The organism is Bacillus sp. Au-Bac7 (assembly GCF_021341655.1).
In the GTDB taxonomy this organism is placed as follows: domain Bacteria; phylum Bacillota; class Bacilli; order Bacillales; family Cytobacillaceae; genus Niallia.
Genome location: NZ_JAJTTG010000001.1, coordinates 479191 through 505103 on the forward strand (window position 1 = coordinate 479191; position 25913 = coordinate 505103).

The 25913-nt window shown below is 37.3% G+C and carries 29 protein-coding genes; 18 read left to right on the forward strand and 11 right to left on the reverse strand.

The annotated features are described in order from the left end of the window. Position 1: 1 nt before the first annotated feature. The 4 genes from LXM54_RS02560 to LXM54_RS02575 all read right to left on the reverse strand — a co-directional run bounded on the left by LXM54_RS02560 (position 2) and on the right by LXM54_RS02575 (position 2835). Positions 2 to 691 (reverse strand): LrgB family protein, encoded by a 690-nt coding sequence (locus LXM54_RS02560; RefSeq protein WP_233313528.1) that lies wholly within the window; start codon positions 689 to 691, stop codon positions 2 to 4. Next, positions 688 to 1065 (reverse strand): CidA/LrgA family protein, encoded by a 378-nt coding sequence (locus tag LXM54_RS02565; protein WP_233313529.1) that lies wholly within the window; start codon positions 1063 to 1065, stop codon positions 688 to 690. The genes LXM54_RS02560 and LXM54_RS02565 overlap by 4 nt, the downstream gene beginning before the upstream one ends. A 184-nt stretch (positions 1066 to 1249) precedes the next feature. Then, on the reverse strand, positions 1250 to 2125 hold the full coding sequence (locus tag LXM54_RS02570; RefSeq protein WP_233313530.1) for a LysR family transcriptional regulator: 876 nt from the start codon (positions 2123 to 2125) through the stop codon (positions 1250 to 1252). 383 nt (positions 2126 to 2508) lie between these two features. Then, positions 2509 to 2835 (reverse strand): hypothetical protein, encoded by a 327-nt coding sequence (locus tag LXM54_RS02575; protein ID WP_233313531.1) that lies wholly within the window; start codon positions 2833 to 2835, stop codon positions 2509 to 2511. A gap of 229 nt (positions 2836 to 3064) precedes the next feature. Between LXM54_RS02575 and LXM54_RS02580 the strand changes: the two genes are divergently transcribed. The 4 genes from LXM54_RS02580 to LXM54_RS02590 all read left to right on the forward strand — a co-directional run bounded on the left by LXM54_RS02580 (position 3065) and on the right by LXM54_RS02590 (position 6173). Continuing rightward, positions 3065 to 3595: an HAD family hydrolase gene (locus tag LXM54_RS02580; RefSeq protein WP_233313532.1), complete on the forward strand. Its 531-nt coding sequence runs from the start codon at positions 3065 to 3067 to the stop codon at positions 3593 to 3595. A gap of 285 nt (positions 3596 to 3880) precedes the next feature. Beyond that, positions 3881 to 4501: a TetR/AcrR family transcriptional regulator gene (locus LXM54_RS02585; RefSeq protein ID WP_233313533.1), complete on the forward strand. Its 621-nt coding sequence runs from the start codon at positions 3881 to 3883 to the stop codon at positions 4499 to 4501. Beyond that, positions 4498 to 4632, forward strand: a complete 135-nt coding sequence (locus LXM54_RS27860; RefSeq protein ID WP_267913270.1) for a hypothetical protein — start codon at positions 4498 to 4500, stop codon at positions 4630 to 4632. Before LXM54_RS02585 ends, LXM54_RS27860 begins: the two co-directional genes overlap by 4 nt. 29 nt (positions 4633 to 4661) lie before the next feature. Further along, on the forward strand, positions 4662 to 6173 hold the full coding sequence (locus LXM54_RS02590) for a DHA2 family efflux MFS transporter permease subunit (RefSeq protein WP_233313534.1): 1512 nt from the start codon (positions 4662 to 4664) through the stop codon (positions 6171 to 6173). Between the two features lie 64 nt (positions 6174 to 6237). On the opposite strand, the gene LXM54_RS02595 is transcribed toward LXM54_RS02590, so the two are convergent. Next, positions 6238 to 6522 (reverse strand): late competence development ComFB family protein, encoded by a 285-nt coding sequence (locus LXM54_RS02595; protein WP_233313535.1) that lies wholly within the window; start codon positions 6520 to 6522, stop codon positions 6238 to 6240. Positions 6523 to 6654: 132 nt separating this feature from the next. On the opposite strand from LXM54_RS02595, the gene LXM54_RS02600 reads away from it, so the two are divergent. Further along, positions 6655 to 7125: a hypothetical protein gene (locus LXM54_RS02600; protein WP_233313536.1), complete on the forward strand. Its 471-nt coding sequence runs from the start codon at positions 6655 to 6657 to the stop codon at positions 7123 to 7125. Between the two features lie 104 nt (positions 7126 to 7229). Next, positions 7230 to 7475: a spore coat protein gene (locus LXM54_RS02605; RefSeq protein WP_233313537.1), complete on the forward strand. Its 246-nt coding sequence runs from the start codon at positions 7230 to 7232 to the stop codon at positions 7473 to 7475. 44 nt (positions 7476 to 7519) lie between these two features. On the opposite strand, the gene LXM54_RS02610 is transcribed toward LXM54_RS02605, so the two are convergent. Both LXM54_RS02610 and hpaB read right to left on the reverse strand, forming a co-directional pair. After that, a complete protein-coding gene (locus LXM54_RS02610; protein ID WP_233313538.1) occupies positions 7520 to 8026 on the reverse strand; it encodes a YhcN/YlaJ family sporulation lipoprotein in 507 nt (168 codons plus the stop codon). A 154-nt stretch (positions 8027 to 8180) separates the two neighbouring features. Next, complete coding sequence (hpaB, locus tag LXM54_RS02615) at positions 8181 to 9638, reverse strand: 4-hydroxyphenylacetate 3-monooxygenase, oxygenase component (protein WP_233313539.1); 1458 nt, start codon at positions 9636 to 9638, stop codon at positions 8181 to 8183. 172 nt (positions 9639 to 9810) lie between these two features. Between hpaB and LXM54_RS27865 the strand changes: the two genes are divergently transcribed. The 7 genes from LXM54_RS27865 (at position 9811) to LXM54_RS02645 (ending at position 15695) form a co-directional block, all read left to right on the forward strand. Further along, a complete protein-coding gene (locus LXM54_RS27865) occupies positions 9811 to 9939 on the forward strand; it encodes a hypothetical protein (RefSeq protein ID WP_267913271.1) in 129 nt (42 codons plus the stop codon). A gap of 176 nt (positions 9940 to 10115) precedes the next feature. After that, a complete protein-coding gene (locus LXM54_RS02620) occupies positions 10116 to 10298 on the forward strand; it encodes a hypothetical protein (RefSeq protein ID WP_233313540.1) in 183 nt (60 codons plus the stop codon). A gap of 254 nt (positions 10299 to 10552) precedes the next feature. Continuing rightward, positions 10553 to 10996, forward strand: a complete 444-nt coding sequence (locus LXM54_RS02625; protein WP_233313541.1) for a disulfide oxidoreductase — start codon at positions 10553 to 10555, stop codon at positions 10994 to 10996. A gap of 165 nt (positions 10997 to 11161) precedes the next feature. Further along, complete coding sequence (locus LXM54_RS02630) at positions 11162 to 12640, forward strand: sugar porter family MFS transporter (protein ID WP_233313542.1); 1479 nt, start codon at positions 11162 to 11164, stop codon at positions 12638 to 12640. A 248-nt stretch (positions 12641 to 12888) separates the two neighbouring features. Then, positions 12889 to 13878, forward strand: coding sequence for a ketoacyl-ACP synthase III (locus LXM54_RS02635; RefSeq protein ID WP_233313543.1), 990 nt, complete (start codon positions 12889 to 12891; stop codon positions 13876 to 13878). A gap of 172 nt (positions 13879 to 14050) precedes the next feature. Beyond that, complete coding sequence (locus LXM54_RS02640; RefSeq protein WP_233313544.1) at positions 14051 to 14536, forward strand: GNAT family N-acetyltransferase; 486 nt, start codon at positions 14051 to 14053, stop codon at positions 14534 to 14536. 352 nt (positions 14537 to 14888) lie between these two features. Next, complete coding sequence (locus LXM54_RS02645; protein WP_233313545.1) at positions 14889 to 15695, forward strand: glycosyltransferase family 2 protein; 807 nt, start codon at positions 14889 to 14891, stop codon at positions 15693 to 15695. 52 nt (positions 15696 to 15747) lie between these two features. Here the strand turns inward: LXM54_RS02645 and LXM54_RS02650 are convergent, their stop codons facing one another. Further along, positions 15748 to 16335: a nitroreductase family protein gene (locus LXM54_RS02650; RefSeq protein WP_233313546.1), complete on the reverse strand. Its 588-nt coding sequence runs from the start codon at positions 16333 to 16335 to the stop codon at positions 15748 to 15750. 413 nt (positions 16336 to 16748) lie between these two features. Here LXM54_RS02650 and LXM54_RS02655 point away from each other — a divergent pair, with 413 nt between their 5' ends. Both LXM54_RS02655 and LXM54_RS02660 read left to right on the forward strand, forming a co-directional pair. Then, positions 16749 to 17285 carry a cysteine hydrolase family protein gene (locus tag LXM54_RS02655; protein ID WP_233313547.1) on the forward strand — a complete coding sequence of 179 codons (537 nt, stop codon included), beginning with the start codon at positions 16749 to 16751 and terminating at the stop codon, positions 17283 to 17285. Between the two features lie 342 nt (positions 17286 to 17627). Next, the gene (locus LXM54_RS02660) at positions 17628 to 18242 is read left to right on the forward strand and encodes a lysozyme family protein (protein WP_282581393.1); all 615 of its coding nucleotides are present in this window, start codon (positions 17628 to 17630) and stop codon (positions 18240 to 18242) included. A 51-nt stretch (positions 18243 to 18293) separates the two neighbouring features. Here the strand turns inward: LXM54_RS02660 and LXM54_RS02665 are convergent, their stop codons facing one another. Beyond that, the gene (locus LXM54_RS02665) at positions 18294 to 19013 is read right to left on the reverse strand and encodes a GntR family transcriptional regulator (RefSeq protein WP_233313548.1); all 720 of its coding nucleotides are present in this window, start codon (positions 19011 to 19013) and stop codon (positions 18294 to 18296) included. A 65-nt stretch (positions 19014 to 19078) separates the two neighbouring features. Beyond that, a complete protein-coding gene (locus tag LXM54_RS02670; protein ID WP_233313549.1) occupies positions 19079 to 20278 on the reverse strand; it encodes an enolase C-terminal domain-like protein in 1200 nt (399 codons plus the stop codon). A gap of 309 nt (positions 20279 to 20587) precedes the next feature. Here LXM54_RS02670 and LXM54_RS02675 point away from each other — a divergent pair, with 309 nt between their 5' ends. Then, positions 20588 to 21985, forward strand: a complete 1398-nt coding sequence (locus LXM54_RS02675; protein ID WP_233313550.1) for a PTS transporter subunit EIIC — start codon at positions 20588 to 20590, stop codon at positions 21983 to 21985. A 43-nt stretch (positions 21986 to 22028) separates the two neighbouring features. On the opposite strand, the gene LXM54_RS02680 is transcribed toward LXM54_RS02675, so the two are convergent. Continuing rightward, positions 22029 to 22955, reverse strand: a complete 927-nt coding sequence (locus LXM54_RS02680; protein ID WP_233313551.1) for a LysR family transcriptional regulator — start codon at positions 22953 to 22955, stop codon at positions 22029 to 22031. A 715-nt stretch (positions 22956 to 23670) separates the two neighbouring features. Between LXM54_RS02680 and LXM54_RS02685 the strand changes: the two genes are divergently transcribed. Then, positions 23671 to 23943, forward strand: coding sequence for a hypothetical protein (locus tag LXM54_RS02685; protein WP_233313552.1), 273 nt, complete (start codon positions 23671 to 23673; stop codon positions 23941 to 23943). A gap of 249 nt (positions 23944 to 24192) precedes the next feature. Next, positions 24193 to 25911, forward strand: a complete 1719-nt coding sequence (locus tag LXM54_RS02690) for a methyl-accepting chemotaxis protein (protein ID WP_233313553.1) — start codon at positions 24193 to 24195, stop codon at positions 25909 to 25911. Positions 25912 to 25913 lie beyond the last annotated feature (2 nt).

A 25913-nucleotide genomic window follows, 5' to 3' on the forward strand; every position in this document is an offset into this window, starting at 1 on the left:
TTTAGCTTGTAATATTCATTAACAAAGGAATGAGCGAACTGCCCCAAATCACCGTAATCCAAGCAGCTAATATCATTGCCAAGGTCGAAAAGGTTGCTTCCTGTTCGCCAAATTCCATCGCTTTTGTTGTTCCGACACCGTGTGCACCCATTCCTAAAGCTAATCCTTTAGCAATAGGCGATTTCAAGGATAAAAGTTTTATTGCATATGGTCCAATTATCCCGCCGATGATTCCAGTAATGATGACAAACACGGTTGTTAATGTCGGAAGTCCGCCAATTTCCTGCGATACTTCAATTGCGATTGGCGTTGTGATGGATCGCGGCAATATGCTTATAATGAAATCTGCTCGCAAATTAATTAATTGTGATAGAAAAAAAGATGACGTGATAGCTACTACTGTACCGGTTGTGACACTTATTAGCATAACACCGAAATATTTTTTCAACAGATGCTTATGTTTATATATCGGCACCGCAAAGGCGATTGTTGCAGGGCCGAGCAGGTGTGTCAACAACCGCGATGATTCTAAATAGCTTCCTGCTGGAATATGGAGACAGCTGATAAACAGAATTAAAAGCAGTGGTGACAGCAGGAGCGGATGTAGCAATGGATTTTTCCATTTTTTATAACTCCATTTTGTCACTCTGTAAAATATATACGTTAATACAGTAAACATTATAATGTTCATTTATTTAAACTTCTCTTTCTATTATAGATTTTTTCTGCTGTAAATCCGGTTGCTCCCATCACGATAAAGGTGCTGACAGCAATGAGAAGAACCGTTTCAATTCCTTTCATATTAAGGATTTCTTCATAGTTGACGATACCAACAGCAGATGGAATGAAAAACAGCAGCAGTTCAGCCAGCAGCCAGGCTGCACCAGTTTCTACCCACTTCAGTTTAATCCACTTAAGCTGTAAACCTATAAATAAAAAAATGAGACCAATCATGGATGCTGGCAGCGGAACTGACACAACCATTTTTACTCCCATTCCAAGAAAAAGAAAAAGATGTATAAAAGCAATTTGCCCGATAATGATTAGAAATTTCAATACGATCACCTTCCCTGTCAATCAATGGAATAAATGCTCGCCCTTAAACCTTAGATTAACTATATAAGTTATCATACGCTGAATGTTGCTATTCGTAAAATACATAATTATTATAATTATAATAACCAATAGTTATAATGGGTGCGTGCAGAAGGTGATGCGTAAATGGGGGAGGAGCAGGGGAGATGATCATTTATTGCTGAAGAATAAAATCAATAAATCTTCTCCCGGCGACAGATAAATAACGGTCTTTTTTTGTTATGACAGCAAGCTGCCAATTAGTTACTGGTTCTAAATCAATAAATCTTACTTGATTGTTTGTTGTGCGGTTGCAAATCGATTCTGGAAGCATGGAAATCCCTAAATTCGCAGCAACAATTTCAATCATGAAGTCCCATTGTGAGCTTTTAAAGATGATGTTCGGCTCAAATCCTGCGTTGATGAATCCACGTTTCATCATTTCATATAAGGCGAAATCCTCACTGTAAAAAATAAACTCTTCATCTATAAGTTCTTTCATATGGACTTTTTTTCGATTGGAAAGAGGATGCTGTTTGTGGACAATTAATTTAATTTCTTCACTCACAAGGTGGAAGACGTGGAACGAAGACTCATCCATTATTGGCAATACGGCAATACCAATTTCAATTTCTCCTTCTTCGACACTCTTGACTACTTTAGCCGCTCCATACTCTTTAATATTGATTTGAATATTCGGATACGCCTTGTGAAATGCAGATATAACTTTAGGGAAAAAGAGGCTGCCGATCATTGGCGGAATACCGATGTTAATGTTCCCGCGAGCAAGATTAGTCATATCGTGGAGGGTAGTTGCCATCTCATCCATTTGAGCCATTATCTTTTGCGCGTAATCGTAAACGATCTGGCCAGCATCTGTTAGTTCATGTGTTTTATTTGATCGATTAATTAGCGTGATGCCGATTTCTTCTTCCAAACTTTTGACACCTTTACTAAGGGCAGGCTGGGAAACATGCAGTTTTTCAGATGCTTTCGTCATGCTTTTCTGCTTTACTACTTCAACAAAGTACATTAATTGTCTAATTTCCATTTAACTGCTCCATTCCTATTTTCACTGTTTATTATTGTACTCCAACAGCTGAAAAAGAGACAGCGAATATTTATTATTTTGAAATAAAAAAAGATGTTTACAGAATGATGTAGGCGGGTAAAACTTTGTTAGAATGATTGGAAAGGTGTGGAAACCTGTGAATACTTATGAGTTGAAAACAAAAAAATGGCAAGCGGATTGGAAATATAACTTAATGTCTCAAAGAAAATATGAGAATTTACTTGCAAAGAAAAATACGGTGGAAATAATCGTAAGTAATCTAAATCGCAACAAACGGACTCGATAAGGACTTAATATATGGAGAGTTCAGGCCGTTGGGTATGCCCTCAACAGCCTGAAAACATTTATCTAAAGAGCGCAGGTTAATTAAGCGCGGAAGGTTCCATTATATAATCTTCAAAAACTTTTTCTATAAGTGCATTTTCCTCGAAATTATTAGGGCTTTCCAAATGTTTGATTCGTACAATATAAACGGATTTAACAAACATATGAAGTGCTTCATCCTCGGTTAAAGCATCAATCTTATTAATCAACACTTGATCGGATATATAGTTGACAATTCTACTCAGAAATTCTTTTGGATAATCCTTTGGCAGTTTTCCAGTTTCTTCTGTAAAAATACCCCCTTGACCTTCGACTTCTACATGACGTACAACCTCTGACAATTCTTTAACACTGAATATATCCACTGATTCAACACCTCTTTCCTCTAGTATTATAACAGGGGTTTAAATACTAGTAAATTAATGTTTTTTCACATTGCTTTGTTGGTTCAGGCCGCGGTGGCCAAAACGTTGTTATATAAAAGGAAATCGCATATTCTCTTACAAGGATTACAAAAAAAACAGAATGGAAGTCCCATATTGGTAGCATTAATGGTAAAATACTCATGGAAGAATTTTTTTAAAGGGAGTCATTATGGGAAACGAACAAAATAAAGACCTTAATATTATGTATAATATGGTGAAAGATTTTCACCAAGCATTCGGACATCAAGTCGGAGAAACACCTGCACCGATTGAAGAAAAAACAGCTGTAAACAGAGCTGTATGGACAGGAGAAGAGCTTGTAGAATTTCTTTATGCAACAGCTGACGGAAAAGAAGAAAAATTTCAGGAGCTGTTTCAAGCATTTCTTGCTGGCCTTCATAAAGCCGCTGCTAAAATTACGACAGAGAAAAAGCCTGTCGATGATGTGCTTGTTGCACAAATGGACGCATTGACAGATGTGGAGTATTTTAACCAGGGAAGCTTTGTCATTGCAGGCGTAGAGCCATTTAATCTGTTTAAGATTGTTCAAGAAGCAAATATGGGCAAGCTGTTTGAAGACGGTAAACCAAGATTTAGAGAAGAAGACGGAAAAATCATTAAGCCGCCGAACTGGGAAAAGGACTTCGCACCGGAAGGTCGTCTTAAGCAGGAAATAGACAGACAAAAAGGAAACAAATAACAGGCTCATTCAAAGATAGCCAGAACAAGACCTTTTTAGAAAGAGTCTTGTTCTGGTTTTTTTTGTTTTTCTCTTGCAGGGCTTTTGTGCCACTGTGTAATCTTTTAGACCTATAATCGATTTGAAATAATAGGAAAATGCTAACTTGTATCTGTTTAAGATTTTTTCCGAAAAAAGTGACATGATGTCATCTTAATATATTGACAAGATGACACGCTGTCACATATAATAAATTTTGTTATCAGATGTGACACTGTGTCATGTATAGGAAGTAGGAGTTGTCTTATGCCAAAACAAACATTTTTCCATTTAGCAGCAGATAAGCAAGATACGTTGATTCATGCTGCAAAAGAAGAATTTTCAAGAGTTCCGCTACATGAGGCATCTATTGCCAATATTATTAAAAGCGCAGGTATTCCGAGAGGAAGTTTTTATCAGTATTTCGATGACAAAGAGGATTTGTATTTTTATTTATTAAGTGAAATCTCCAAGAAAAATACGAAGCGATTCCTTTCCATATTAGAGGAAAATGACGGAGATTTATTCGCAACCTTTATTAAGTCCTTTCAATTTATGGTGACAAATCATAAAGAACAAAATCATGAAAACTTTTTTAAAAACGCCTTTTTGAATATGAACTATAAATTGGAGAACACATTAGCTAATAATGTATACGAAGAAAAGCAAAAAAGTCTTTTCTTAAATATCTCCCAATCGATTAACAAAAGCAACCTGAACCTAAAGGATGAAAGTGAATTGCATCACATGGTAAGAGTTATGACAGCCGTTACCTTCCATAATATTGTTCAAATGTATGTGAAGGATTTAACCGTTGCAGAGGCGACTGACAGTTATCTGAAGCAAATGGATCTTCTTAAAAGGGGATTCGGCAGGGAAGAAGTATGATGAAGGATTTAATCAACATGCAATTAAAAAAGCTTGTCGACACACTTCAGAAGCAAAACATTTCTGCGCAAATTATCAAACGTCCTGACATACTCCAATTAGCATGTGCAGATAATAAAAAGATAAATTAATTTACTAAGGGTAAGGAGACAAAAACTATATGGATTCCAGTTTACAACAAAAGAAACCTCCATATTTGATGATTGCCATTCTATTTGTAGGTGCATTTGTATCATTTCTAAACAACTCACTTTTGAATGTTGCATTACCATCAATTATGGTTGACCTAAAAATTGACGATTATTCGACGGTACAGTGGCTGTCAACAGGCTATATGCTTGTCAGTGGTGTATTAATACCAGCTTCAGCCTTCCTGTTAACTAGATTTTCGAACAGAAGCCTATTCATTACCTCCATGGCCATTTTTACAGCAGGTACTGCATTGGCAGCATTTGCTCCTAACTTTGGCACATTGCTTGCAGGACGAATGATCCAAGCGGCAGGGTCTTCGGTTATGGGCCCGCTGTTAATGAATATCATGCTAATTAGCTTCTCCCGTGAAAAACGTGGTGCTGCTATGGGGATTTTCGGATTGGTTATGATTACAGCTCCTGCAATCGGACCAACATTATCTGGTTATATTGTTGAATTTTATGACTGGAGACTTTTATTTGAAATGATTCTTCCGCTTGCTGTAATCAGCTTGCTGCTGGCAGCATGGAAGCTTGAGAATGTTATGACACAAAATAAAAATGCAACACTAGATTATACATCGGTTGTATTATCTTCCATCGGTTTCGGCGGATTGTTATATGGTTTCAGCTCCGCAAGCTCCGACGGCTGGTCTGATCCAGTTGTATTAATATCATTGATTGCCGGTGCTATAGCATTGGCGGTATTCATCATGCGACAATTAAAAATGGAAGAACCGCTGCTTGATTTGCGTGTTTATAAATATCCAATGTTTGCGCTAGGCTCTGTTATTGCGATAGTTAATGCGGTTGCGATGTTTTCCGGGATGATTTTGACACCAGCATATGTACAAAACGTCAGAGGGATATCGCCACTTGATTCTGGTTTAATGATGCTTCCTGGTGCAGTTATTATGGGGATTATGTCGCCGATCACAGGAAGGGCGTTCGATAAATTCGGTCCCCGTGTTCTTGCCGTTATAGGTCTGGCTATTACAGGTGTATCGACATATATGCTGGCACATTTGCAAATAGATTCAACACATGCCTATATCATTCTTGTCTATACATTGCGTATGTTCGGAATGTCAATGGTAATGATGCCAATCATGACAAACGGCTTAAACCAATTGCCAACACGTTTGAATCCTCATGGAACGGCTGTTAATAATACAGCTCAGCAAGTTTCAGGATCAATCGGGACAGCGATACTTGTTACAATTATGAATACAGTCACAAAAAACGAAGCGGAAAGTATGATGGCTGGAGTAGATCCAGCTTCTGTGACAGAAGCTTCAGCTGCACTGCTTACACAAAAAGCGCTGCTTGAGGGAATTCAATATTCCTTCTACGTGACACTTGCTATTAATGCTATTGCTTTAATTCTGGCACTGTTTGTTAAACGAGTCGATACAAGTCAAGAAGCAGTTAAAGAGCTTGAGAAGCAAGGAAGCCCAAATAGAAAACCAGCAACAAACTAACAGCAAAAAAGGAATGATCTGGTGAGTCCAGTTCATTCCTTTTTTATTTTTCTATAACAGCTAGTTACTGCTGCTCATGCTTTGGGTAGTTTCCTACAAGATAGATGGCGCTAATAAGTCGTTTATTTATCCATTTTCTGTTTTCTTCTGTGTTTAAGTGGTCAAACACATGTTGTCTGCCTTTTTCTGTTGTTACATAATGGTGAGGCAGGTTGTTTAGGCTGTATGCAATTATATCCATTTTACACTTTTCGCACTTGCAAAAAAGCTGAAAATCTGGACTTAGTAATAAATAGGTAACAAGAGACTCTACAATTTCTTCCATCACATTTAAATATTTTCTTTCCATATCTATTACCCCTTTTGTCTTACTATATATTTATATCGGCTATTTTGTTGATTTGTTTAAATGAGATAATGATTTATTCATCCTTAAAGGTATTTTATACTGAAGTTAGGTGTAAAGGAGGGAGATGGTCAAGTGACAAGTGACGAACTTTATCAAGAGTTCCTCTATATAGGAAAGGCCTTAAATAAAAACCTTGGTATAACTCCTGTTTTATATGGGTCATTAGGGCTTGAAGTCGTAACGGGTATTAACTTTAACCCACAGGATATTGATATTCTTGTGCCAATATCTTATATAGAGGAGAAATGGCCCCTTTTAAAGGAAATGATGGAAAAGCTGTCGTATGAACTGACAGATTTACACGAGCATAAGTTTGAGAAAAATGGGTTTGAAATAGGGTTCGCCTATGAAGAAGACCTGCCTCACTTTGCAGGAGTTGCTTATAACCTGTTAGAAATGAAGGTGGAAGCAGAAGCGAGATTTAAGGTGTTGTCTGTTAAAGACTTCTTAGCCGTTTACCGGAAATCATCAAAAGACAGCTACAGGAAAACAAAAAACAATAATAAGGATTTAAAGAAAATCGCTATTCTTGAATGCCTCTGATTTTGTCTCCGATTTTTTTCCGTAATGACTAGTGCTTTTACCTAAGCAAGACGCTGGGTGGGTGAATATCTTATTAGGGATTATAAAGAGGAGGTAAACTACAGATGAATGAGATAGCTGCAAATTATGGATTTTACCAAAATGATTTAAGAAGACCAATTGGCTTTGGCAGACGCCCATTTTATCGTCCATGGGGTTTTCGGCCTGGCTTTGGTGCACCTTTCGCTGCGGGACTACTAGGGGGTCTAGCTGCTGGTGCTCTTATTGGCGGCCCGTATTATGGAGGATATCCGTATTATCCATATCCGCCATACCCATACCCTTACTCATACCCATACTATCCTTATTAATAAACTAAAAACGCCCAAACCACTGGTTTGGGTGTTTTACTTTTCTAGCGGGAATTAGGGAAAATCCTTGTTACTGTCTCAACAAATTCATCATATAAACCGCTGATTGGTTTGCCATTTTCAATATCATCAGCATAATTAGTGAAGCGATCATAAAAATCTGGATTTGAAGATACATACACATTATCAATTTCACTATCCGTATCCTTCACTCTGTCAGCGATTTTATCTTCTAGTTTATTTGTTACACCGTCTTCTTGATTTCCTTCAAGCTGTACAGCAACAAAGGCATTTTCATCTGTCTTCATGACAACTGCACGTTTCACTTCTTTCATATCTTTTATCTTTTCAGCCGCTTTATCAGCTACGTCAAGGTCCGCTTTATTGCGTTCGTCTGAGTTATTGCCGATATTGTCAGCGTTCAAGTTGTTTTCGGTATTGTTATTATTATTATCATTCATGGCAGTGCCGTTATTATCATCATCATTGCCGCACCCTGTCATAACTGCTGTCAAGGCTGCGACTGCAAGCAAATGTTTTACTTTTTTCATGGCGCTAGAACCCTCCTTAATAAGTTTCAAATTCAGTTTTCCCTATAACAAACTTGAATATGTATGAGGAAGATTTGTGCCATTTATTGTATAGAAGGGCAAAGCAATGAGATAATAAAAAACAAAAAAGCCTATTATCAAAAGATACAGGCTCTTATGAACTGTGCTCATCTGGTTGCTGCAAGTTTAAAAACTCGCTTACTTGTTGTACATGCTGCTGCAATGAATAATGTTTGTATAAACTGGTTGCTGAGCGTATTGGGTCACCGAAAAAGAATCGTTCGTATTGAGTCTGTCTTGTGCCAAAAGCGCTCATCGTCAAATCCCAGCCTAACCGAAATATTTTATTGCGATCTTCCGCTTTTTTACTTGCACCTTGCATGTATTGAAGTAAATCATTGCGAATAGCAGAATGAAAAGACTTCTCTTGCGGCAATGTCACAAGTCCGCTTGCACCAATCAACTGAATAATTTCACTAAAACGGGGATAACTTTTCGAGAAAATATTGCTTGCAACTTGAAGAGGAAGGATATTTGGTACGAGATGTCCACATTGATCAGGCTGTGCATCATGCTCAGACTTTTCTAATAAAGCTTTCATAGTCTCTAATGCGATGATAATCTCTGCCATTTTTTCCTGTATATGTGAATATTCTCTAATGTCAATGGTGTCAATTATAGATTCGGCTATGCCTAATATGAATTCTGTTTTCTTTATTTGTCTTATCAGCACTTGATGCAATGCGTAATGGTGAAAGGAGCTCCTATTCAAAAAGTCATTGGCTGCTTTAAGATTGTCATAGTAGAACACCCGATTCCACGGAACAAGAACATTGTCAAAGACGAGAATACAATCCATCTCCTCATATCTTGCGCTTAAAGGGTAGTCAACGAGTGAATCTCCGCCTGCAAAGGATTCTCTGCATATAAACTTAAGCCCTGGTGTATCTGATGCAATACTGAAGGCGAACGCTTCATTTTTATCAAATTTAGGTGCTCCGAAAACGAGTACCTCGTCTGTAATACCGCCTTGAGTGGCCAACAGCCGTGCCCCTTTAATTATTAAGCCGTCCTTGGTTCTTGCTACAACTTTTGCGGAAATTGGTTCCTTGCTGTCTTCCAAAAATACCTGGGACCGATTAACCTGTGGGGTGATAAATGTATGTGTAAAAGTCAAATCTTTTTCACGTGCTTCTTCAAATAAATTTTTAATATTTTCTGGAAAACAATTTTCTTCACCAGCCAGCAGTCCAGCAGATGAAGCCAGACTCATTATCACCGTATTTAAATAATCAGGGCTTCTGCCCATCATTCCATAAGTCGCTTTAGCCCAGGCTTCCATCATTGTACGTCTTTTCCGTAAATCCTCCATCGTTTTTGGCTGCAAATAGGATAAACCGACAGGATTGCCTGTAAGAGGAGAGGGAAAGGTCATGTCCTTTAATCTGTTCGGATTTGTCTGCATATCATATAAAGCAGCCTTTGCTTGAAGAATTCCTTTAAATGCTGGATGGTTGGAAGGCTTTTCCACTAGCTTGGAGCCGTCCAGCCAAATTTCTGTATTCATTCTGTCAATACGTTCAATTAAAGCTTTGCCACTGATTACACCCATAAAAAATCCTTCCCTTTATTTGTTATTTAGTGAACCAGACTTATTTAAATTATTTTATTATAAAGTTTTGATTCTGTTCCAATACAACGACGGAAAAGTTAGATTATTCGAAATAAAGAAATTTTTATGGTAAAATATAGTAATGTTTAGTGAGAGGATGGTGTGAAAAGATATGAAAAAAGTATTCAAATACTGTTATTTAACAGTAGCTATTCCAATTTTGTTTTTATGGTCAATCTTTTTTGATTCGAGCGGAAATTTAGGGTTATTTATCCGAGATGTATTGGAAGATACAAAATAAGAATTTATAAAAACAGCATAGTACATAACCAAAAAGATTAGAAAAAAGCAGGACAGCAATGTCCTGTTTTTTTCCATTTAGCTTGCTGACGAGATATAGCTGTAACAGAAAAAATTGTCATAAATAACAAAAAAAATTATATGTTATGGGGAGCACACTGTTAGGAGGTGATCCTTTTGGTAAGATTAAATACACTGTATCAAGACAAAGAGAGAGGCTGGCAATCCAAACAGATCATCTTTCAGACATCTCCATCCATAGGAGAAACCATTAAAATCGACAAAAAATTTTACAAAATCACTAATATCATTCATTATGCAGAGGATAGCAGTCTGGAAGTGATTGCACAAGCAGAGTGAAATAAATAAAAGGTATTGGCAAAAGTCAATACCTTGTTTTCATACCTACATTAATTGCCGCAAATAAACTATAATAAGTGAGTAAAATGTTTGGCAAACAAAGAGTTAATTCCTATGGTTGTCTTAATACCCATAATTGGATAGACAAGCCATGTTTAATAGGAGAAAATTATGTTATCGTATTAAGAATGTGAAGACATGGATGACAGTTATAAAACAATAACTTTTCGTCTGCAGCAAGGAGGATATGTTAGGTGAAAAATAAAAATAAAGAGAGACTTTTGATGGCTGTATGGCTAGTCTCGACTATTGCCACATTCGGCAGCCTGTTTTTTTCAGAGATTATGAAATATGAACCATGTAAGCTTTGCTGGTTACAGCGTATATTTATGTATCCTCTGCCGGTCATTGTTGGATTAGCTCTTATAAGGAAAGATTATAATCAAATCTGGAGCTTTTTATCATTAGCGAGTATAGGGTTTATCATTTCTCTTTACCATAATTATATTATGCTGTTTCCACCGGAATTAGGCTCATGTGGAAGAGTATCATGTACGACCGATTATTTTAACTTATTTGGGTTCATTACGATTCCTCTGATGGCATTGATTGCCTTTCTTCTTATTATTGTTTTATGTGTTGCTGGTTTAAAAATGGACAAGCAAGCAAAATTCATTGTCGAAAATGAGCAAGAATAAGTCGTCCGACACTAAGCTGCCAAAATGGCAGCTTTTTTTCATTTACCTTATATTTTCTGTCTCTATGTTTAAACAATCTCCTGAAAAGGTAATTAACTTGTATACACTTCTTAGAATAATGGAAGTATAACTCACAATTTTTTCTTATAAGGGAGATAGTAGTACATGAAAACAAGCGAAGAACCTGGTTTTGTGAGAACATCTTCTACAGACCGCACAAGTAAGACAGGAAATGTGCAGAAAAAACAGAAGCTTTCACAAAAGGCATACTTAAAACTCATTACATTCATTTCAACTTTTGGAGGTCTTTTATATGGTTATGACACCGGCGTAGTAAATGGTGCTCTTCCCTATATGTCAAGAGAAGACCAGTTGAATTTGACTCCTTTTACACAAGGGCTAGTCACTAGTTCTCTTTTGTTCGGGGCAGCTTTTGGTGCTATTTTCGGAGGCAGGCTGGCTGACAGGAAGGGAAGACGGAAAACAATCATCAGCGTCGCATTTATATTTCTTATCGCAACAATAGGCTGTACATTTGCACCTAATATGGAAATCATGGTGTTAAGCAGATTTGTTTTAGGTCTTGCCGTCGGAGCTACATCGGTGACAGTTCCTGCTTTCCTAGCAGAAATGGCTCCTGCAGAGAAAAGGGGAAGACTTGTTACACAAAATGAATTAATGATTGTTACAGGGCAACTGCTCGCTTACATATTTAATGCAATCCTTGCGAATTCTTTCGGAGAAATGGGTAATGTTTGGAGATATATGTTAGTTATCGCAACACTTCCAGCAGTGCTGTTGTGGATAGGAATGCTAATCGTTCCGGAAAGTCCGCGCTGGTTAGCTTCGAAAGGTAATATAAAAGGAGCACAGGCAGTGCTTGAAAAGATAAGAGAAAGAGTTCAAGCACGAAGAGAGCTGAAGGAAATTGAAAATACAATCAAAGAAGAAGGAAAGCTTAAAAAAGCTACTTTTAAGGATTTAAAACTTCCGCATGTTCGCAGAATTATACTTATAGGAATTGGAATCGCCATGATACAGCAGTTAACAGGAGTAAACTCCATTATGTATTATGGAACAGAAATATTAAAGGATGCAGGATTTTCAACGGAAGCTGCCCTTATCGGCAATATTGCCAATGGAGTCATTTCCGTATTGGCGACTTTCGTAGGAATAGCCTTGCTTGACAAGGTGGGCAGACGCCCAATGCTATTTGTCGGCATGGCAGGGACAAGCACATCTCTGCTGCTTATCGGTATCATTTCGATTGTAATGAAAGGATCTGCCATGCTGCCATTTATTATTCTCAGTTTGACGGTGTTATTTTTAGCATTCCAGCAAGGTGCCGTTTCACCTGTCACATGGTTGATGCAATCTGAAATCTTTCCCCTTCATATGCGCGGGTTAGCGATGGGAATATCAATATTCTGTCTGTTTATGATGAATTTCCTTGTAGGATTGCTATTCCCTGTTTTATTTGATGCATTCGGATTATCGACTACCTTCTTCCTGTTTGTAGGATTAGGAATATTGAGTCTAATTTTTATAAAACGATTTGTTCCTGAAACGAAAGGACGCTCACTTGAAGAAATTGAGCATGCCTTCCGCAGTTCCAAGAAAAAACTTGCAGCAAAACAAGGATAAGAATGAAGACGTTCCTATTTAGAGGAGCGTCTTTTTTATGGTAATGGCCCGTTTTTGAAGAGCTGAGTCGCAGATGCAAGGCTTTAAACATTTTATATAAAATAGCTTTTTCTTATTTAAAGGACAGTGCCTTTTCCAATACTAGTATGTTGACAAATGAAGCGAGAAAATAATATTATAAATTTAGTACCTGATACTAATAGTTGGATATATAAACTGGTTATAAATTAACAAAGGGAGAGACAATCATGATATCTAAAGCAAGAATAACGGCAATCGGGACATACGTGCCTGATAAAAGGCTGACAAATGATGATTTGGCCCAAATGGTAGAGACAAATGACGAATGGATTGTGCAAAGAACCGGCATAAAAGAAAGAAGGATAGCAGCAGAAGACGAGTTTTCTTCCACATTAGCAATCAAGGCGATTGAACATTTGGCTGCAAACTCAAAAAAGTCACTTGAAGACGTAGACTTTATTATTGTTGCGACAACTACAGCTGATTTCAGCTTCCCAAGTGTAGCTGCCCAAATTCAAAAACATTTTCACATGAGCTCTACTGGAGTATTCGATTTAAGTGCTGCATGTGCGGGCTTCACATATGGCTTGCATCTCGCGAATAGTCTGATTACTTCAGGAATGCATCGAAAAGTGCTCGTCGTAGCTGCAGAAACGCTGTCTAAGGTGACTGATTATACAGATCGGACGACATGTATTTTATTTGGAGACGGTGCTGGTGCCATGCTCGTTGAATATGATGAGGAAAATCCTAGCTTTCTGGCATCCCATATGGGTACAAACGGAGAGGGAGGAATTCATGTGTACCGAACTGCCATGTCGGAGCAAATGAATGGTGAGTCTTTAAAGACAAACGGGAAGATGGTTCAAAATGGCCGCGAGGTTTATAAATGGGCGACAAGAACGGTGCCTGGAGCAATGGCAGAGCTTTTAAAAAAGGCAGATATGACGATAGAGGAACTGGATTGGTTCGTTCCCCATAGTGCGAATCTGCGAATGATTGAGTCTATTTGTGATAAATCAGGTGCGGCAATCGAAAAGACTTTAACAAGCATGGTACCATATGGGAATACATCCTCCAGTTCTATCCCACTGGCGATTCAACTAGGATTATATGACCAAAAAATTAAAGAGGGAGACAGCCTGCTTTTGTATGGTTTCGGAGGGGGACTCACACATCTAGGTCTTATTATCAAATGGAATTTACCTTCATATTGAATGATGTCAGGAAAGAGTTAACAGGCTTTTTCCTGTTTTTTTATGTAAGAAGTAATTCTCTCTTTACAAGAAGTAGGTGAAAAAATAGAATAATTGTTAGACGGTATGTTACTAGAAAAAATACATAATAAGCTTGAACGGATAATAGATAAACGGAAGGTTGATAGGAAAAATGATTCAAATAAGGAATGTGAAAGAAACGGATTTGGAAAGATTGCTAACCATTGAAAATGAAGGGTTTACAAAAGAAGAAGCAGCAACAAAGGAAGCCTTTTTAGAAAGAATTGCTTTAATAAAGGATACGTTTCTTGTTGCGGAAAAAGAGGGGAAAATCATTGGCTATATTAATGGTCCAATCATTCCTTATCCATATATAACAGATGATTTGTTTGAAAGTATTCAGCAAAATCCGTCTGCAGGCGGATTTCAAAGTATTCTTGGATTAGCGGTAGCAAAAGAGGCCCGTTACAAAGGGGTTGCCCTGCTTTTGATGAACAAATTAAAAGAGCTTGTAATTAAAAATAACAGACTAGGAATTACATTAACGTGCAAGGAAGAATTGATTCCTTTTTATGAGAAATTAGGATTTAAAAACCATGGTCTATCAGAGTCCCAGCATGCAGGGACAGCTTGGTATAACCTCATTTATAAAATATAGACAAGGATGGATAGTGCAAAGAAATATTCCTTATTGATTTGCATAAAATACTTTTAATACTGAAGGGATTTTAGCGATTGAAGCTCATTATTAATACCTTATAAACAATATGGACATTTAATTATAAGAATTAAATATTTATATTTTTATAGTACATATAACAGAATAGGTTTTAAGTAGGTCTTTTCTTTTAAAGTAAAAGGCCTTTTGCTTATATTAAATAGACATATAAATATTGAAATCTACTACGCGAATGCCAAAATTGCGAAAGGAAGATGTTTGAACATACATTTTTATACTTCCTCTCATAGAATAAATATGTATTTAATATGAAAGGTTGGAGGGAATAAAGATGGATAATATTATTACAGTCCTGATTCCGTTTTATAACCCCGGGAGATATATACTTGATGCAATCAGCAGCATCTACGCACAGCCTTATTTCTCTTGGAAAATCTTGTTGGTTGATGATGGTTCTACCGATGAAAGTCCAGAGTTAGTAAAACAGTTTCTTGTCGATCCTAGAATTTCATATGTAAGACATCCAGAGAATTTAGGACAATCGGCTAGCTTGAATACAGGGCTGAGCCATATAGATACACCTTTTTTTGTACAGCTCGATCCTGATGATTGGCTTTATCCGAACACATTGCAAAGCATGGCTAATGAAGCGAAACAACAGCCGGAAGATGTTGCTGTAATCAGCGGCAATATCAATATTAGCTTTGAAGATGAAAATGGACAGGTTTATATGTCGCGAATCAAACAAGGCAGACATTATACTAATCCATATGATTTTTTACTTGCAAACACGTCTATATGGCCAAGATGCTACAGAACCTCTGCAGTAAGAGAGGTCGGCGGCTGGCCTGTAGATGATCCATATGGCGGAAGGTATGTCGAGGATATTAGAATATTGCTAAAGCTTATTGTCTCACACCGTTTTTATTGGATTGACGAGCTTATGCTTTATCATCGCAGACATAAAACGAATAATACGAACGAGAAAGACGAAACGGCTTCTTCCTTGCGTATGCTCATTGAAGAAACATTAAAAAGCTGGGGAGATGTTTATAGGCCAATTTTTAAATATGAAGAAGGCTATATGATTTTGGATGGGTTAGAACCGACACAAGAAAATGCGGAAGATAATGCTTAAAGGAAGAAAAGGGAATATTGCTCTATCTTCCCTTTTCTTATGTATTTAATCGTTATTTAAGAGCTTCATTACCAAAGGTTCCCTCGAAAAGAGATTCTTTTAATGGGCGTCTGCCACTTGGTATTTCCCGTTCTTGCAAATTTTCCGGCAAGGCATCTTTTTCGCCTTGAAAGCCGATTGCAATTACTGCATGAAGTGCATACTCCTCTGGCACATTCAAAACTTGACGAGCTTTTTCTTTATCAAAGCCGCCCATAGCATGGGTAACCAAGCCTTTATTGGCAGCTTCTAGTGCAAGATGACTCCATGCAGTACCAGCGTCAAATGCATGCCACGCATTTTCTCCTCTTTCCGTCTTTGTTTCTGAAATAATAACAGCTAAAGCAGAAGCATGCTTGGCCCAAGTAAGATTTCCTGGCACAATAAAGGAATGAAACTTTTCTAAATCTTCCTGTGTACGAGCAATAACAAATCTCCAAGGCTGCATATTTGAAGCTGAAGGAGCCCAACGTGCTGCTTCAAAGACACTGAATAAAACCTCTTCGGAAATGTCCTTCTCTACAAAAGACCTCGGCGACCAGCGATTAATAAATTGGGGAGATATCTCAAAATCAGGCTTGCGAAAATCATTTACTGTCATTCTTATTCCTCCTAGCTAATTTTAATAGCTAAAATATACCATATAAAAAGTTTAATAAGAAGTAATCTGTTGTAATTATCAGAAATCATTCCGCAAGAACTAGATAATCCAGGAAGAAATTCTTCCATAGCCCCTATTAACAAATTGAAAAACATGGTAAGATTATCTGCGAGGAAATTGTCGGAGGAAAACTATGTCATTTTTAACTGGTGCTTGGCAGCTATTAAACTTACTAGTGCTGCTTGCTTTAGTTTATGGATTATACAAATTTTTAACATTTAGATACAAAAAAGCGAAACGTTAATCTCATATGGAACTTAAAAAAGGTTTGGTGCGTATAAGCAGCAAACCTTTCAAATTTATCCTAATTTATCAAATAAAGCTTATTATCGTGTTAAAGGAGAGGGAATACAATGGGCAAAACAGTCTTGCTGGTAGTTGACGTTCAAGAGGCATTGATGGCAGAACATCCATATAATGAGCAAAAATTGGTGGAGAATATAAAGCTGCTGATAAGTGCTGCAAGGGATAATAATCAAGAAGTAATCTATGTGCAGCATGAAGACGATCCAGGCGAGGAACTTGAACGAAACACAGATGGGTGGAGAGTCTTTTCTGCCATTGCTCCCATAAATAATGAGAAGAGATTTGGAAAACGTTATAATAGTGCTTTTCTAAAAACCGGATTGACACAGTATTTACAAGACAATGAAACGAGCACGATTGTTTTAGTTGGCCTGCAAACAGAATATTGTATTGATTCGACCTGCAAAAGCGCTTTCGAGCTAGGATTCGAAGTAATCATACCAGAAGAAACGAACAGTACATATGATAATGAGTTTTTATCAGGGGAAAAAACCTATCAATTTTATAACTACAAAATTTGGAATAAGCGGTTTGCGAAAGTTGTTCCAGTGAAAGAAGCAGTCGAACTATTAGCAAGAAGATGATTGTTAGTTTAATAGTACAGCCTAGTAAAAGCAGCTTTCTCACTCTACACCATGTAACTTAAAGGATAGCTGCTCTTTTTTTATTCTTCAAGGATTTGCAAAGGATAATATGTACCGAAGAGATTTGTGTTAGGCTCTCGCCTGTCCCATTCATCCTAAGTAGCAGTCTTTCCTTTACGCTCCAATCAATCTCCTTTTTTTAATAATCTCCTCTCAGAAGAACAAAAAGGTAAAAATATTCTGACCTTTCTGTTGAAGAAAGAAATTTCTGCTTATATCCTGTATAATGGAAAACGTAAATAACGACGAAAAATTATTATATTGCTTTAATGAGGGGTTAAATTGAAGAAAAGAAGAAAAGTAAGGAAACTGCCGATTCTTATTCTGTTAATAATGATTGTGTATATTGGATACTTAGTGACCGCTAAAACCATTAAACATACGGAACAAACTAGATTAGTGAATTATTTGCCTGATATCATCAATGAATTAGAAAGAAATGACCTCGAACCTGATGAGTTTGCACCTGTTTTGCTTGCGATTATGGATCAGGAAAGTCATGGGAAAGGCACTGACCCGATGCAGTCATCAGAATCTGCGGGCCTGAGCCGAAATGAAATCACCGATCCGACTGAAAGTATTAAACAAGGAGTCTTCCATTTTTCTGAAATGTACAAATATGGAGAGGCAAATGGGGTAGACATTGATACGATTATTCAAAGTTATAATATGGGACCAGGCTATATTGATTACGTTGTCAGCAAGGAGACAAATCACAGTGAGGAAATAGCCAAATCCTACTCTGAATACATGGTAGAAAAATCGCCTGAGCTGTATACTTGCAATAACGATAAACTAAACTTCCGGTACCCTTATTGCTACGGTGATTATACATATGCCGGGAAGGTTACGGCAAAGCTTGAAGATATGAATAAGATTGTAGAGCATCACTCTTAAACTATGGAATAAGAAAATACAGACCAGTGGCATAAATTGCACCTGGTCTTTTTAATTTTTTCTATATTCATGACTGTGTTTGTTGAACGGAGTGAAATAAGATACAGAGTAATCCAAATTAATGATTTCACTGTATTCAAACACTTTACCATTTTCTAAAATTCCTCTATTAATAATCCGCATAGCTGCGCTTCCTTTTTTACAGTTAAGCAGTTCTGCATCTTCTTTCGTAATATTGATCGCATGATATGTTGTGATAAAGTGGGATATGTGATAACCGCATTGCTGAACATAATCATGAACAGAGCTTTTTATCTTTTCTTCATTAAGATCTGGAAAATAGGTAAAAGGAAGAACCGACGTTTCAATCTGCATTTTTTGATAGTCGACAATCCTGACTCGTTTATATTCCCATAATCGTGCATGAGGCAATTGGCGCAAATCAAATATCTTTTCTAATTCTTGATTAGGCTTAATTTTTTTGAAATAGATTATTTCAGAAGTGATTTCGTTGAACTTTTTTTCAGTTAATGAATTATAAATCAAGGGGCTTTTATATTTAGTGTCTGAAACAAAGATACCGGAACCTTGAATAATGGATACACACCCAATATTGACAAGTTTTTTTAACGCTTCTCTAATGGTATATCTTGAAACAGCATATATACTAGAAAGCTCCCGTTCTGTAGGGAGCTTTTGTCCAGCCTTGTATTTATTTTGATATATTTTACTAAGAATATCTTCTGCAATGAAATCTCGTTTTTTCATCATTATACCTCTATGATAAGATTAGTTTCCTCATATTCATGCAGGAGGCTAAGCAATAGATGTAGCTGTTACGGTGTGTGAATGCTGCCGTTTGGAATACGTGATTCTGTCCACTCATGCTTACGGTAGATGACAGGATATTTGCGTGCCAAATCCTCATTAAATTCAACGCCAATCCCATTTCTCTCGATAGGATAGATATAGCCATCCACTACTTCAACATTTCCTGGGAACATTTTTTTCGTTTCTTCATCAGGTTCCTGTACTTCCTGGATCGCCGCATTATGTAAATGAATATTTAAGTGTGTATTAACAGCAACACCTATTGGAGTCATATCCGAAGGTCCATGCCAAGCTATTCGCACACCAAAATTTTCGCATAAGGCAGCAAGCTTTAATGCAGGTGTGATGCCACCAATTTGGGAGACATGACAACGGATAAAATCGATGTGTCTGTTGACAATCAGATTGCGCCACTCAAGTGGGTTGTTGAACAATTCTCCTGTGGCAATCGGAGTGCTGCATTGACTTCTCAATCGTGCAAGCCATTCATTTTGATCAGGCGGAAGGATATCCTCCAGGAAGTAAGGTTTATATGCCTCTAAGTCCTTCGCAAGCTGCAGGGCATCATTAGGAAAAAGCCTTTCATGCACATCGTGCAGGAAATGAATGGAGAATCCGTATTTTTCCCGCAAGGCGCTAAACATTGCGACAACATCCCTGCGATAGATGTCCTGATCAAAAAATTCCCCTCCGCTAATTTGCGTAGGCAAATGCATCTTATGGTTCTTCCCGCCATATTTGCCGAGCTGGCAGCGAATATGACGATAGCCTTTTTCAATCAGCTTGTCGACTTCACTGAATAGCGCTTCTATCGTTAGGCCGTCCGCATGTGTGTAGGCAGCAATGGCATCCTTAGACTTACCTCCAAATAACTGATAAAGTGGCATATTAGCAAGCTTTCCTTTAATATCCCATAACGCCATATCAATACCTGCAATCGCATTATTGATGACAGGTCCGTTGCGCCAATACGCATTGACCATCATTACTTGCCAAATGTCTTCAATATGATTGGCATCCCGGCCAAGGAGCAATGGTTTTAAATATTCCTCAATAATTGTTTGAACTGCTAATGGGCGCTGTTGAAAAGTCGCACATCCATATCCATAAATTCCTTTATTTGTTACTACTTTCACCACAATAAGATTATGGCGATGCGGGTTAGTGACAAATGATGCAATGTCAGTAATGATTGTCGGTTCCAACTATTAATCTCCTTCTCTCTTCATTTCATTCGTGTCCAATCAAGTCATTTAGTGATTTCATTTAAGCACAGAGCCAATCTAGAAGTCAATTTGGTCAGGTAAGTAATCAGTATAAGTTCATTTACCATACCAATTTGCGGAGACAGGAAGGTTGAAACCCAAGTGAATAAAGGGATTCTCTCTTTTTTTGGTTATTTTTAAACCGTTTTCATAAATGCTGATGCTATGCTATTATTTGCTTGTCAAATCAAGGCTCCATTTAGCAAGTTTTACTTTGTTCGTTACCTGAATTATGAAAGGATGCTGAATATGAAGGAAAAAGAAGCTGTTAAAAAAATCATAGCCTATGTTGGCGGAAAAGAAAATATAAAGAAGGCCTGGCATTGTATGACGAGACTTCGCTTTGATTTAATAGACCAGTCTATGATAGATCATGAAAATATGAAAAAGATAGACGGAGTAATCGGAGAGCAATTAAAGAGTGATCAGTATCAAGTCATAATCGGAACAAATGTACAATCCTACTATTCTTCTTTAATGGAGGAACTGGAGATGAATGAGAATGATGAAGGGAGCCAATTGAAGGAAGATAAAACGCAAAAAGGCTTATTCGGGAGACTGCTGGACGTAGTTTCTGGTGTTTTTGGACCTATTGTTCCTGCTATAGCAGGTGCAGGTATGATTAAAGGAATTTTGGCAGGCTTACTGGCACTCAATATATTGCCAAAGGAAAGCGAAACAGTAGTCATTCTCGATTTAATTGCCAGCGGTGTCTTTTATTTTCTGCCGTTCTTTTTAGCAGCATCGGCAGCCAAAATATTTAAAACAAATCAATACTTAGCTATAGCAGTAGCAGGCGGTTTTATGTACCCATCCTTGCTTGATGCAGCAAAGCTTGGCGAGGTAAGTCAATTTCAATTTATAGGCTTGCCTATTCCGGTAATTAATTACTCAGGCACTGTTATTCCTATTATTCTTTCTGTATGGGCGTTAAGTTATATTTATAGATTGGTAGATAAGTTTATGCCGTCTGTTTTGCGCACAGTTTTTACACCAACACTGACATTATTTTTAACTATTCCATTTACACTTATCGCATCAGGTCCGCTGGGCAGTTATGTAGGAAAAGGGCTGGCTTATATGGTAGAACTGCTGTTTGACATCTCTCCAGTATTAGCAGGGGTTGTAATGGGAGGAGCAAGACCAATTGAAATTGTGTTCGGAGTGCATCATGCCATTACTCCGATTGCCTTGCAGAACTTTGCAGATAAGGGCTATGATATGCTGATGCCAATGATGTTTATGACAAATATGGCCATAGCCGGAGCAACCTTCGCGATGTTTTTTAAAGCGAATAATAAGACAGAAAAGTCTATTATATTATCTGCGACAATCTCTGCCATTTTAGGAATAACAGAGCCGGCCTTGTTCGGAGTGCTGATAAAAAACCGTAAGGCATTTATTGCTTGTACAATTGGAAGTACTGTTGCAGCAACATTTTTTGCAGCAATGGGAGTTAGAATTTATGGATATATTCTCTCAAGCATTGTCAGCCTTGTTGCCTATGTTGGTCCATATTTTCCATACGCGATTATAGGCATTATCCTCGCCATCGGAACTGCATTTACTATTGCGTTTATTACAGTTAAAAAGAATTCATATGGAGTGGTCCAAAGAGATAATGCTGCCATAAAAATAGAAGGATGAAGCGGGATAGGAGGGCTTCCATTATGGACCCTCCTAACAAATGTCATCCTAATGCTTCTAATGGGCATCCTTGCCGTATTAAGTTTTTGACTGTGTTTAAGTAGTTCATGACATTCTCATTTTTAGCACTTTCTTTAGGATATACCGCCCACATTTCGCGATAAATATAATGTGGATTTCTAAAAGGCAACACGATAATTTCGCCATTCAGTGTGTCTGGATGATTCATTAAGGAAAAATCGTCAAGTACACAAATAGCATGACCATCTTTTACAACCTTTCTGATTAGGAAACTGTTATTGGATGTTACAAACACAGAATTGTCTTCTAGTCCTGTCTTTTTCACTAGTTCTCGATGTGTTGCCGTTTCAAATATAGCGATGCTTTCATTTGTTAAATCAGCTGTGGTCAGAAACTTCTTTGATCGTAAGGAGGAGTTTTTGCCAACTGCAACACAGACATAGCTGCTGTAAAGGGGCTCTATATGGAACAAGTCATCATAAGCATACAGATTTCTGTTTTCTACAATAAAGGCAATGTCGAATGCGCCATTATTTTTAATAATTGTTTCCATAATCTCCTCATGCATTCCCTCTTGTATTTCAACCTTCAGCTCTTTATGTTCTGCCTTCAAAGCCATGAAGGCATTGTAGCCTACATTTCCAAAGGTTGGTGTGAAGGCAATTCGCAATGGAACACTTAAGCTTCCTTGGGCAATGCCTTTTACTCCCTCATACAGCTCTTTAAATTTGCACTGGAGCTCAAATGCCTGCTTTAAAACAATACTCCCTTCTGATGTAGGAATGGTTCCTTTATTAGAACGCCGAAAAATAGTCACTCCAAGTGTTGCCTCTATTTGAAGGATGGATTGGCTGATTGCCGAAGGGGTTATATGCAATTTGTCTGCTGCTTTACGGATAGATTTTTCTTTTGCTACTTCTAATAAATAATCAATTTGTTCCAAATTCATCTTGGTCCTCCTGCTTGTAATAGACAATGGATTTAAGGCTTACTACTGAAGTGATGGATATATAACATTTGCACTATCTCAATAGTACTAAAAAAAATTTTTCTCGTTGTCTCAATTTTAGAACGGGAAGTTTCATGTTAGAGATAACTGACAGAAATATAGAAGATGATGGAATATTTGAGAGTAGAACTAAAAACTAATGATTGGCTTTGTTAGAGCATTAAGCCTCTGTTTTCCTTCCTAAACTAGCTTTGAGAGTAAGTTTTTCTTTACACTGTGTTTAGTTTTCTTACATTTACGCTTCGGTTTTTCTATATTAGACTTCAGTTTGCAGGCACTAGTAAAAAGTTGTGCTTGCATTTACCTATTCAAACTTAAAGGAGGACAGGAGACCGGTTGGTGAAAAAGAACTGCTTGGAAGAACAAATCACCATGATTACACATCAATTTCAACCAATTTATTGCTGTCAGTCAGAACTATATGCAGCTATGCAGCCCAAATAAGTCTTGAGTGACTTTTAGAACAAGTTATCTAAAAGCATCCATACACTATTGAAAACGTTATCTATTTATCAGTATATATCCATCTAATTTCATTCACGAAGGTGTGGAAACACATGAAGCTTATCTGCTGGCCAAGCAGTTAGGAGCAGACATTTGAAAAGGATATTATTAAGCTTTCATTCATTATTTTAAAAATTATAGGAGGTTACGAATGACTGGTTATTTATTGACTCTTATAGGAGAGGACTTTTTCGCCTTGTCACTGAAAAATATGAAAACATTGTGTTTGACAGATTCCATTCAAGACTCTGAGTTTTTTAATAGAACGATAAAGGATTCTTCCAGGTTTATTGGTTTTACCAAGCTTAAATACACGCCGCTATTAACAATTAATCCTAATCAAGAAGCAGAAGAGCTGCTTACAGGAATCATTGATACAAGTGAACTTTTGTTCCAAAAGAAATCTGATTTATCTTCCTCTTAAAAAACTTGTTGTGTATGATGTTGGCGATCAATATCTTTCATTTGTAATCGACGATGCTATTTATATTGAGTATTTAAAGGAAAATGGTATTAAGAAAACGGCTTTGGACATGCCTTATGGAGCGTTCTGCGAAGGAACAATAGAATTCAATCAGAATCTGTTTACGATTATTAATTTGATAGATTACTATCAGACCATTAGTGAAGGAAATATTTTTAATAGTATGAATAATAATGGAAGGTGTGGAAAATGAAAATTTTCAAAAATATAAAAGTTAAAAACAAATTGTTGACACTGTTTGTCACTTTTTTTGTGCCATTAATAGCACTCGGAGTATTCAGTATTGTCACTATAAATAAGATATCAGAAAGTTCTGAGATTATTTTTAAAGAAAACCTTGGGCCGATTAAGTTAATACACGATATGGAAACTAAAAGCTTAATGATTAATATGGAAATTTTTAAGCTGATGCTTGCGAGTGATGATAGCTTGAATGAACAATATATAGATAACTTAAATTTATTGAAAATAGACCAGGAGCAGTTAACAAAACAATTTCCTTCAACCGAATATAATCATACGAAAGAAGTGAATCTTCTATTTGCTGATTATATGAAAGCAAGAGGGGAATTAATTGAAACAAATAACAAGATTATAGAACTGGCAGTTAAAAATAAAAACAAGGAAGCTTATGCTATTTTTTTACAAGAGGTAGAATCAATTAGAAAGAAAGTAAACGGTCTGTTGCACGAAATTACCAGCTTATTAGAAGCAGAGTCAGAACAGGCATATCATGATTCCATAAATATGCAAAAAAAGGTAACCATCCTTCTCATCATCACCATTAGCGTATCAGCAATTACCAGTTTTGTGATTGGTCTGTTCATCGTTAAAGCAATAAATGTGCCGATTAGAGAAATTGTCAAGCTTCTAGGAGAAGTCGAAAAAGGTGATTTCACGGTGAAAGGAACGTATGAGGCAAAGGATGAATTAGGCTTTTTAAGCAAGTCATTTAATAACATGATTCAAAATGTAAATAACATAATGATGAAGGTAAAAGTTACGTCTGAGCAGGTGGCTGCGGCAGCAGAACAATTAAGTGCCAGCGCAGAGGAGAATACGAAGGCGAGTGAGTTCATTACCGCTACAATTGTAGATGTCTCGGAAGCAAGCGGAGTACAAGCGAGCAATATGAATCATGTTTCTGTTATCATCGACGATAATGCAGTCATGTCAAAGCAAGTTCTTGCCAATACAGAGGTTATCACAGAAAACGTCCAAAATGCTGCAGAGGTTTCAGCTGATGGAAGAAAAGTGATTAATAAAGTCAGCGGTCAAATGACACAAATTAATCATACCGTTCATTCTGTGGCTGAATCGTTCAAGGAATTTACAGAAAGATCAAAGGAAATCGGCAATATTAACGATGTGATTACTAGTATTGCTGGCCAAACGAACCTTCTAGCGCTTAATGCTGCGATTGAAGCAGCACGGGCAGGGGAGTCTGGCAAGGGATTTGGTGTAGTCGCCGAGGAAGTAAAAAAGCTGGCAGACGAATCCGCGGCTTCAGCGCAGCAAATCTCCAGGCTTGTCAGCCAAATTCAAAAGGATACAGATTCAACAATGTACATGGTCAATCAGGCTACAAAGGAAGTACAAGAAGGTTTAGTGGTCGTCCAAGAAGTTGGTGTTAATTTTACTAATATTGAAACAATTATTTCTGATGTGACGCCGCAAATAGAGGAAGAAAAGCAGCTAGTCCATAAGTTGCTTGCATCAAACGAACAAGTGCACACATCTGTTGATGAAGTTAAATCACTTGCGGATACAACTGCGACTGGCACGCAAAATGTTACTGCCGCGACAGAAGAACAGCTCGCATCCATGCAGGAAATTGCTTCTTCCTCCACTAGTCTGGCTCAGCTTGCAGAAGAATTAAACAATCTTATTAAGCAATTTAAAATCTAAAA

Excerpts from the sequence above, each read along its gene's own strand:
- LXM54_RS02680 (WP_233313551.1), bottom strand. The coding sequence starts at position 22,955 with ATGAATTTGGAACAAATTGATTATTTATTAGAAGTAGCAAAAGAAAAA.
- LXM54_RS02635 (WP_233313543.1), top strand. The coding sequence starts at position 12,889 with ATGATATCTAAAGCAAGAATAACGGCAATCGGGACATACGTGCCTGAT.
- LXM54_RS02610 (WP_233313538.1), bottom strand. The coding sequence starts at position 8,026 with ATGAAAAAAGTAAAACATTTGCTTGCAGTCGCAGCCTTGACAGCAGTT.
- LXM54_RS02640 (WP_233313544.1), top strand. The coding sequence starts at position 14,051 with ATGATTCAAATAAGGAATGTGAAAGAAACGGATTTGGAAAGATTGCTA.
- LXM54_RS02570 (WP_233313530.1), bottom strand. The coding sequence starts at position 2,125 with ATGGAAATTAGACAATTAATGTACTTTGTTGAAGTAGTAAAGCAGAAA.
- LXM54_RS02590 (WP_233313534.1), top strand. The coding sequence starts at position 4,662 with ATGGATTCCAGTTTACAACAAAAGAAACCTCCATATTTGATGATTGCC.
- hpaB (WP_233313539.1), bottom strand. The coding sequence starts at position 9,638 with ATGGGTGTAATCAGTGGCAAAGCTTTAATTGAACGTATTGACAGAATG.
- LXM54_RS02595 (WP_233313535.1), bottom strand. The coding sequence starts at position 6,522 with ATGGAAAGAAAATATTTAAATGTGATGGAAGAAATTGTAGAGTCTCTT.
- LXM54_RS02560 (WP_233313528.1), bottom strand. The coding sequence starts at position 691 with ATGAACATTATAATGTTTACTGTATTAACGTATATATTTTACAGAGTG.
- LXM54_RS27860 (WP_267913270.1), top strand. The coding sequence starts at position 4,498 with ATGATGAAGGATTTAATCAACATGCAATTAAAAAAGCTTGTCGACACA.
- LXM54_RS02675 (WP_233313550.1), top strand. The coding sequence starts at position 20,588 with ATGAAGGAAAAAGAAGCTGTTAAAAAAATCATAGCCTATGTTGGCGGA.
- LXM54_RS02605 (WP_233313537.1), top strand. The coding sequence starts at position 7,230 with ATGAATGAGATAGCTGCAAATTATGGATTTTACCAAAATGATTTAAGA.
- LXM54_RS02685 (WP_233313552.1), top strand. The coding sequence starts at position 23,671 with ATGACTGGTTATTTATTGACTCTTATAGGAGAGGACTTTTTCGCCTTG.
- LXM54_RS02690 (WP_233313553.1), top strand. The coding sequence starts at position 24,193 with ATGAAAATTTTCAAAAATATAAAAGTTAAAAACAAATTGTTGACACTG.
- LXM54_RS27865 (WP_267913271.1), top strand. The coding sequence starts at position 9,811 with ATGAAAAAAGTATTCAAATACTGTTATTTAACAGTAGCTATTCCAATT.
- LXM54_RS02665 (WP_233313548.1), bottom strand. The coding sequence starts at position 19,013 with ATGATGAAAAAACGAGATTTCATTGCAGAAGATATTCTTAGTAAAATA.
- LXM54_RS02630 (WP_233313542.1), top strand. The coding sequence starts at position 11,162 with ATGAAAACAAGCGAAGAACCTGGTTTTGTGAGAACATCTTCTACAGAC.
- LXM54_RS02645 (WP_233313545.1), top strand. The coding sequence starts at position 14,889 with ATGGATAATATTATTACAGTCCTGATTCCGTTTTATAACCCCGGGAGA.
- LXM54_RS02650 (WP_233313546.1), bottom strand. The coding sequence starts at position 16,335 with ATGACAGTAAATGATTTTCGCAAGCCTGATTTTGAGATATCTCCCCAA.
- LXM54_RS02585 (WP_233313533.1), top strand. The coding sequence starts at position 3,881 with ATGCCAAAACAAACATTTTTCCATTTAGCAGCAGATAAGCAAGATACG.
- LXM54_RS02655 (WP_233313547.1), top strand. The coding sequence starts at position 16,749 with ATGGGCAAAACAGTCTTGCTGGTAGTTGACGTTCAAGAGGCATTGATG.
- LXM54_RS02580 (WP_233313532.1), top strand. The coding sequence starts at position 3,065 with ATGGGAAACGAACAAAATAAAGACCTTAATATTATGTATAATATGGTG.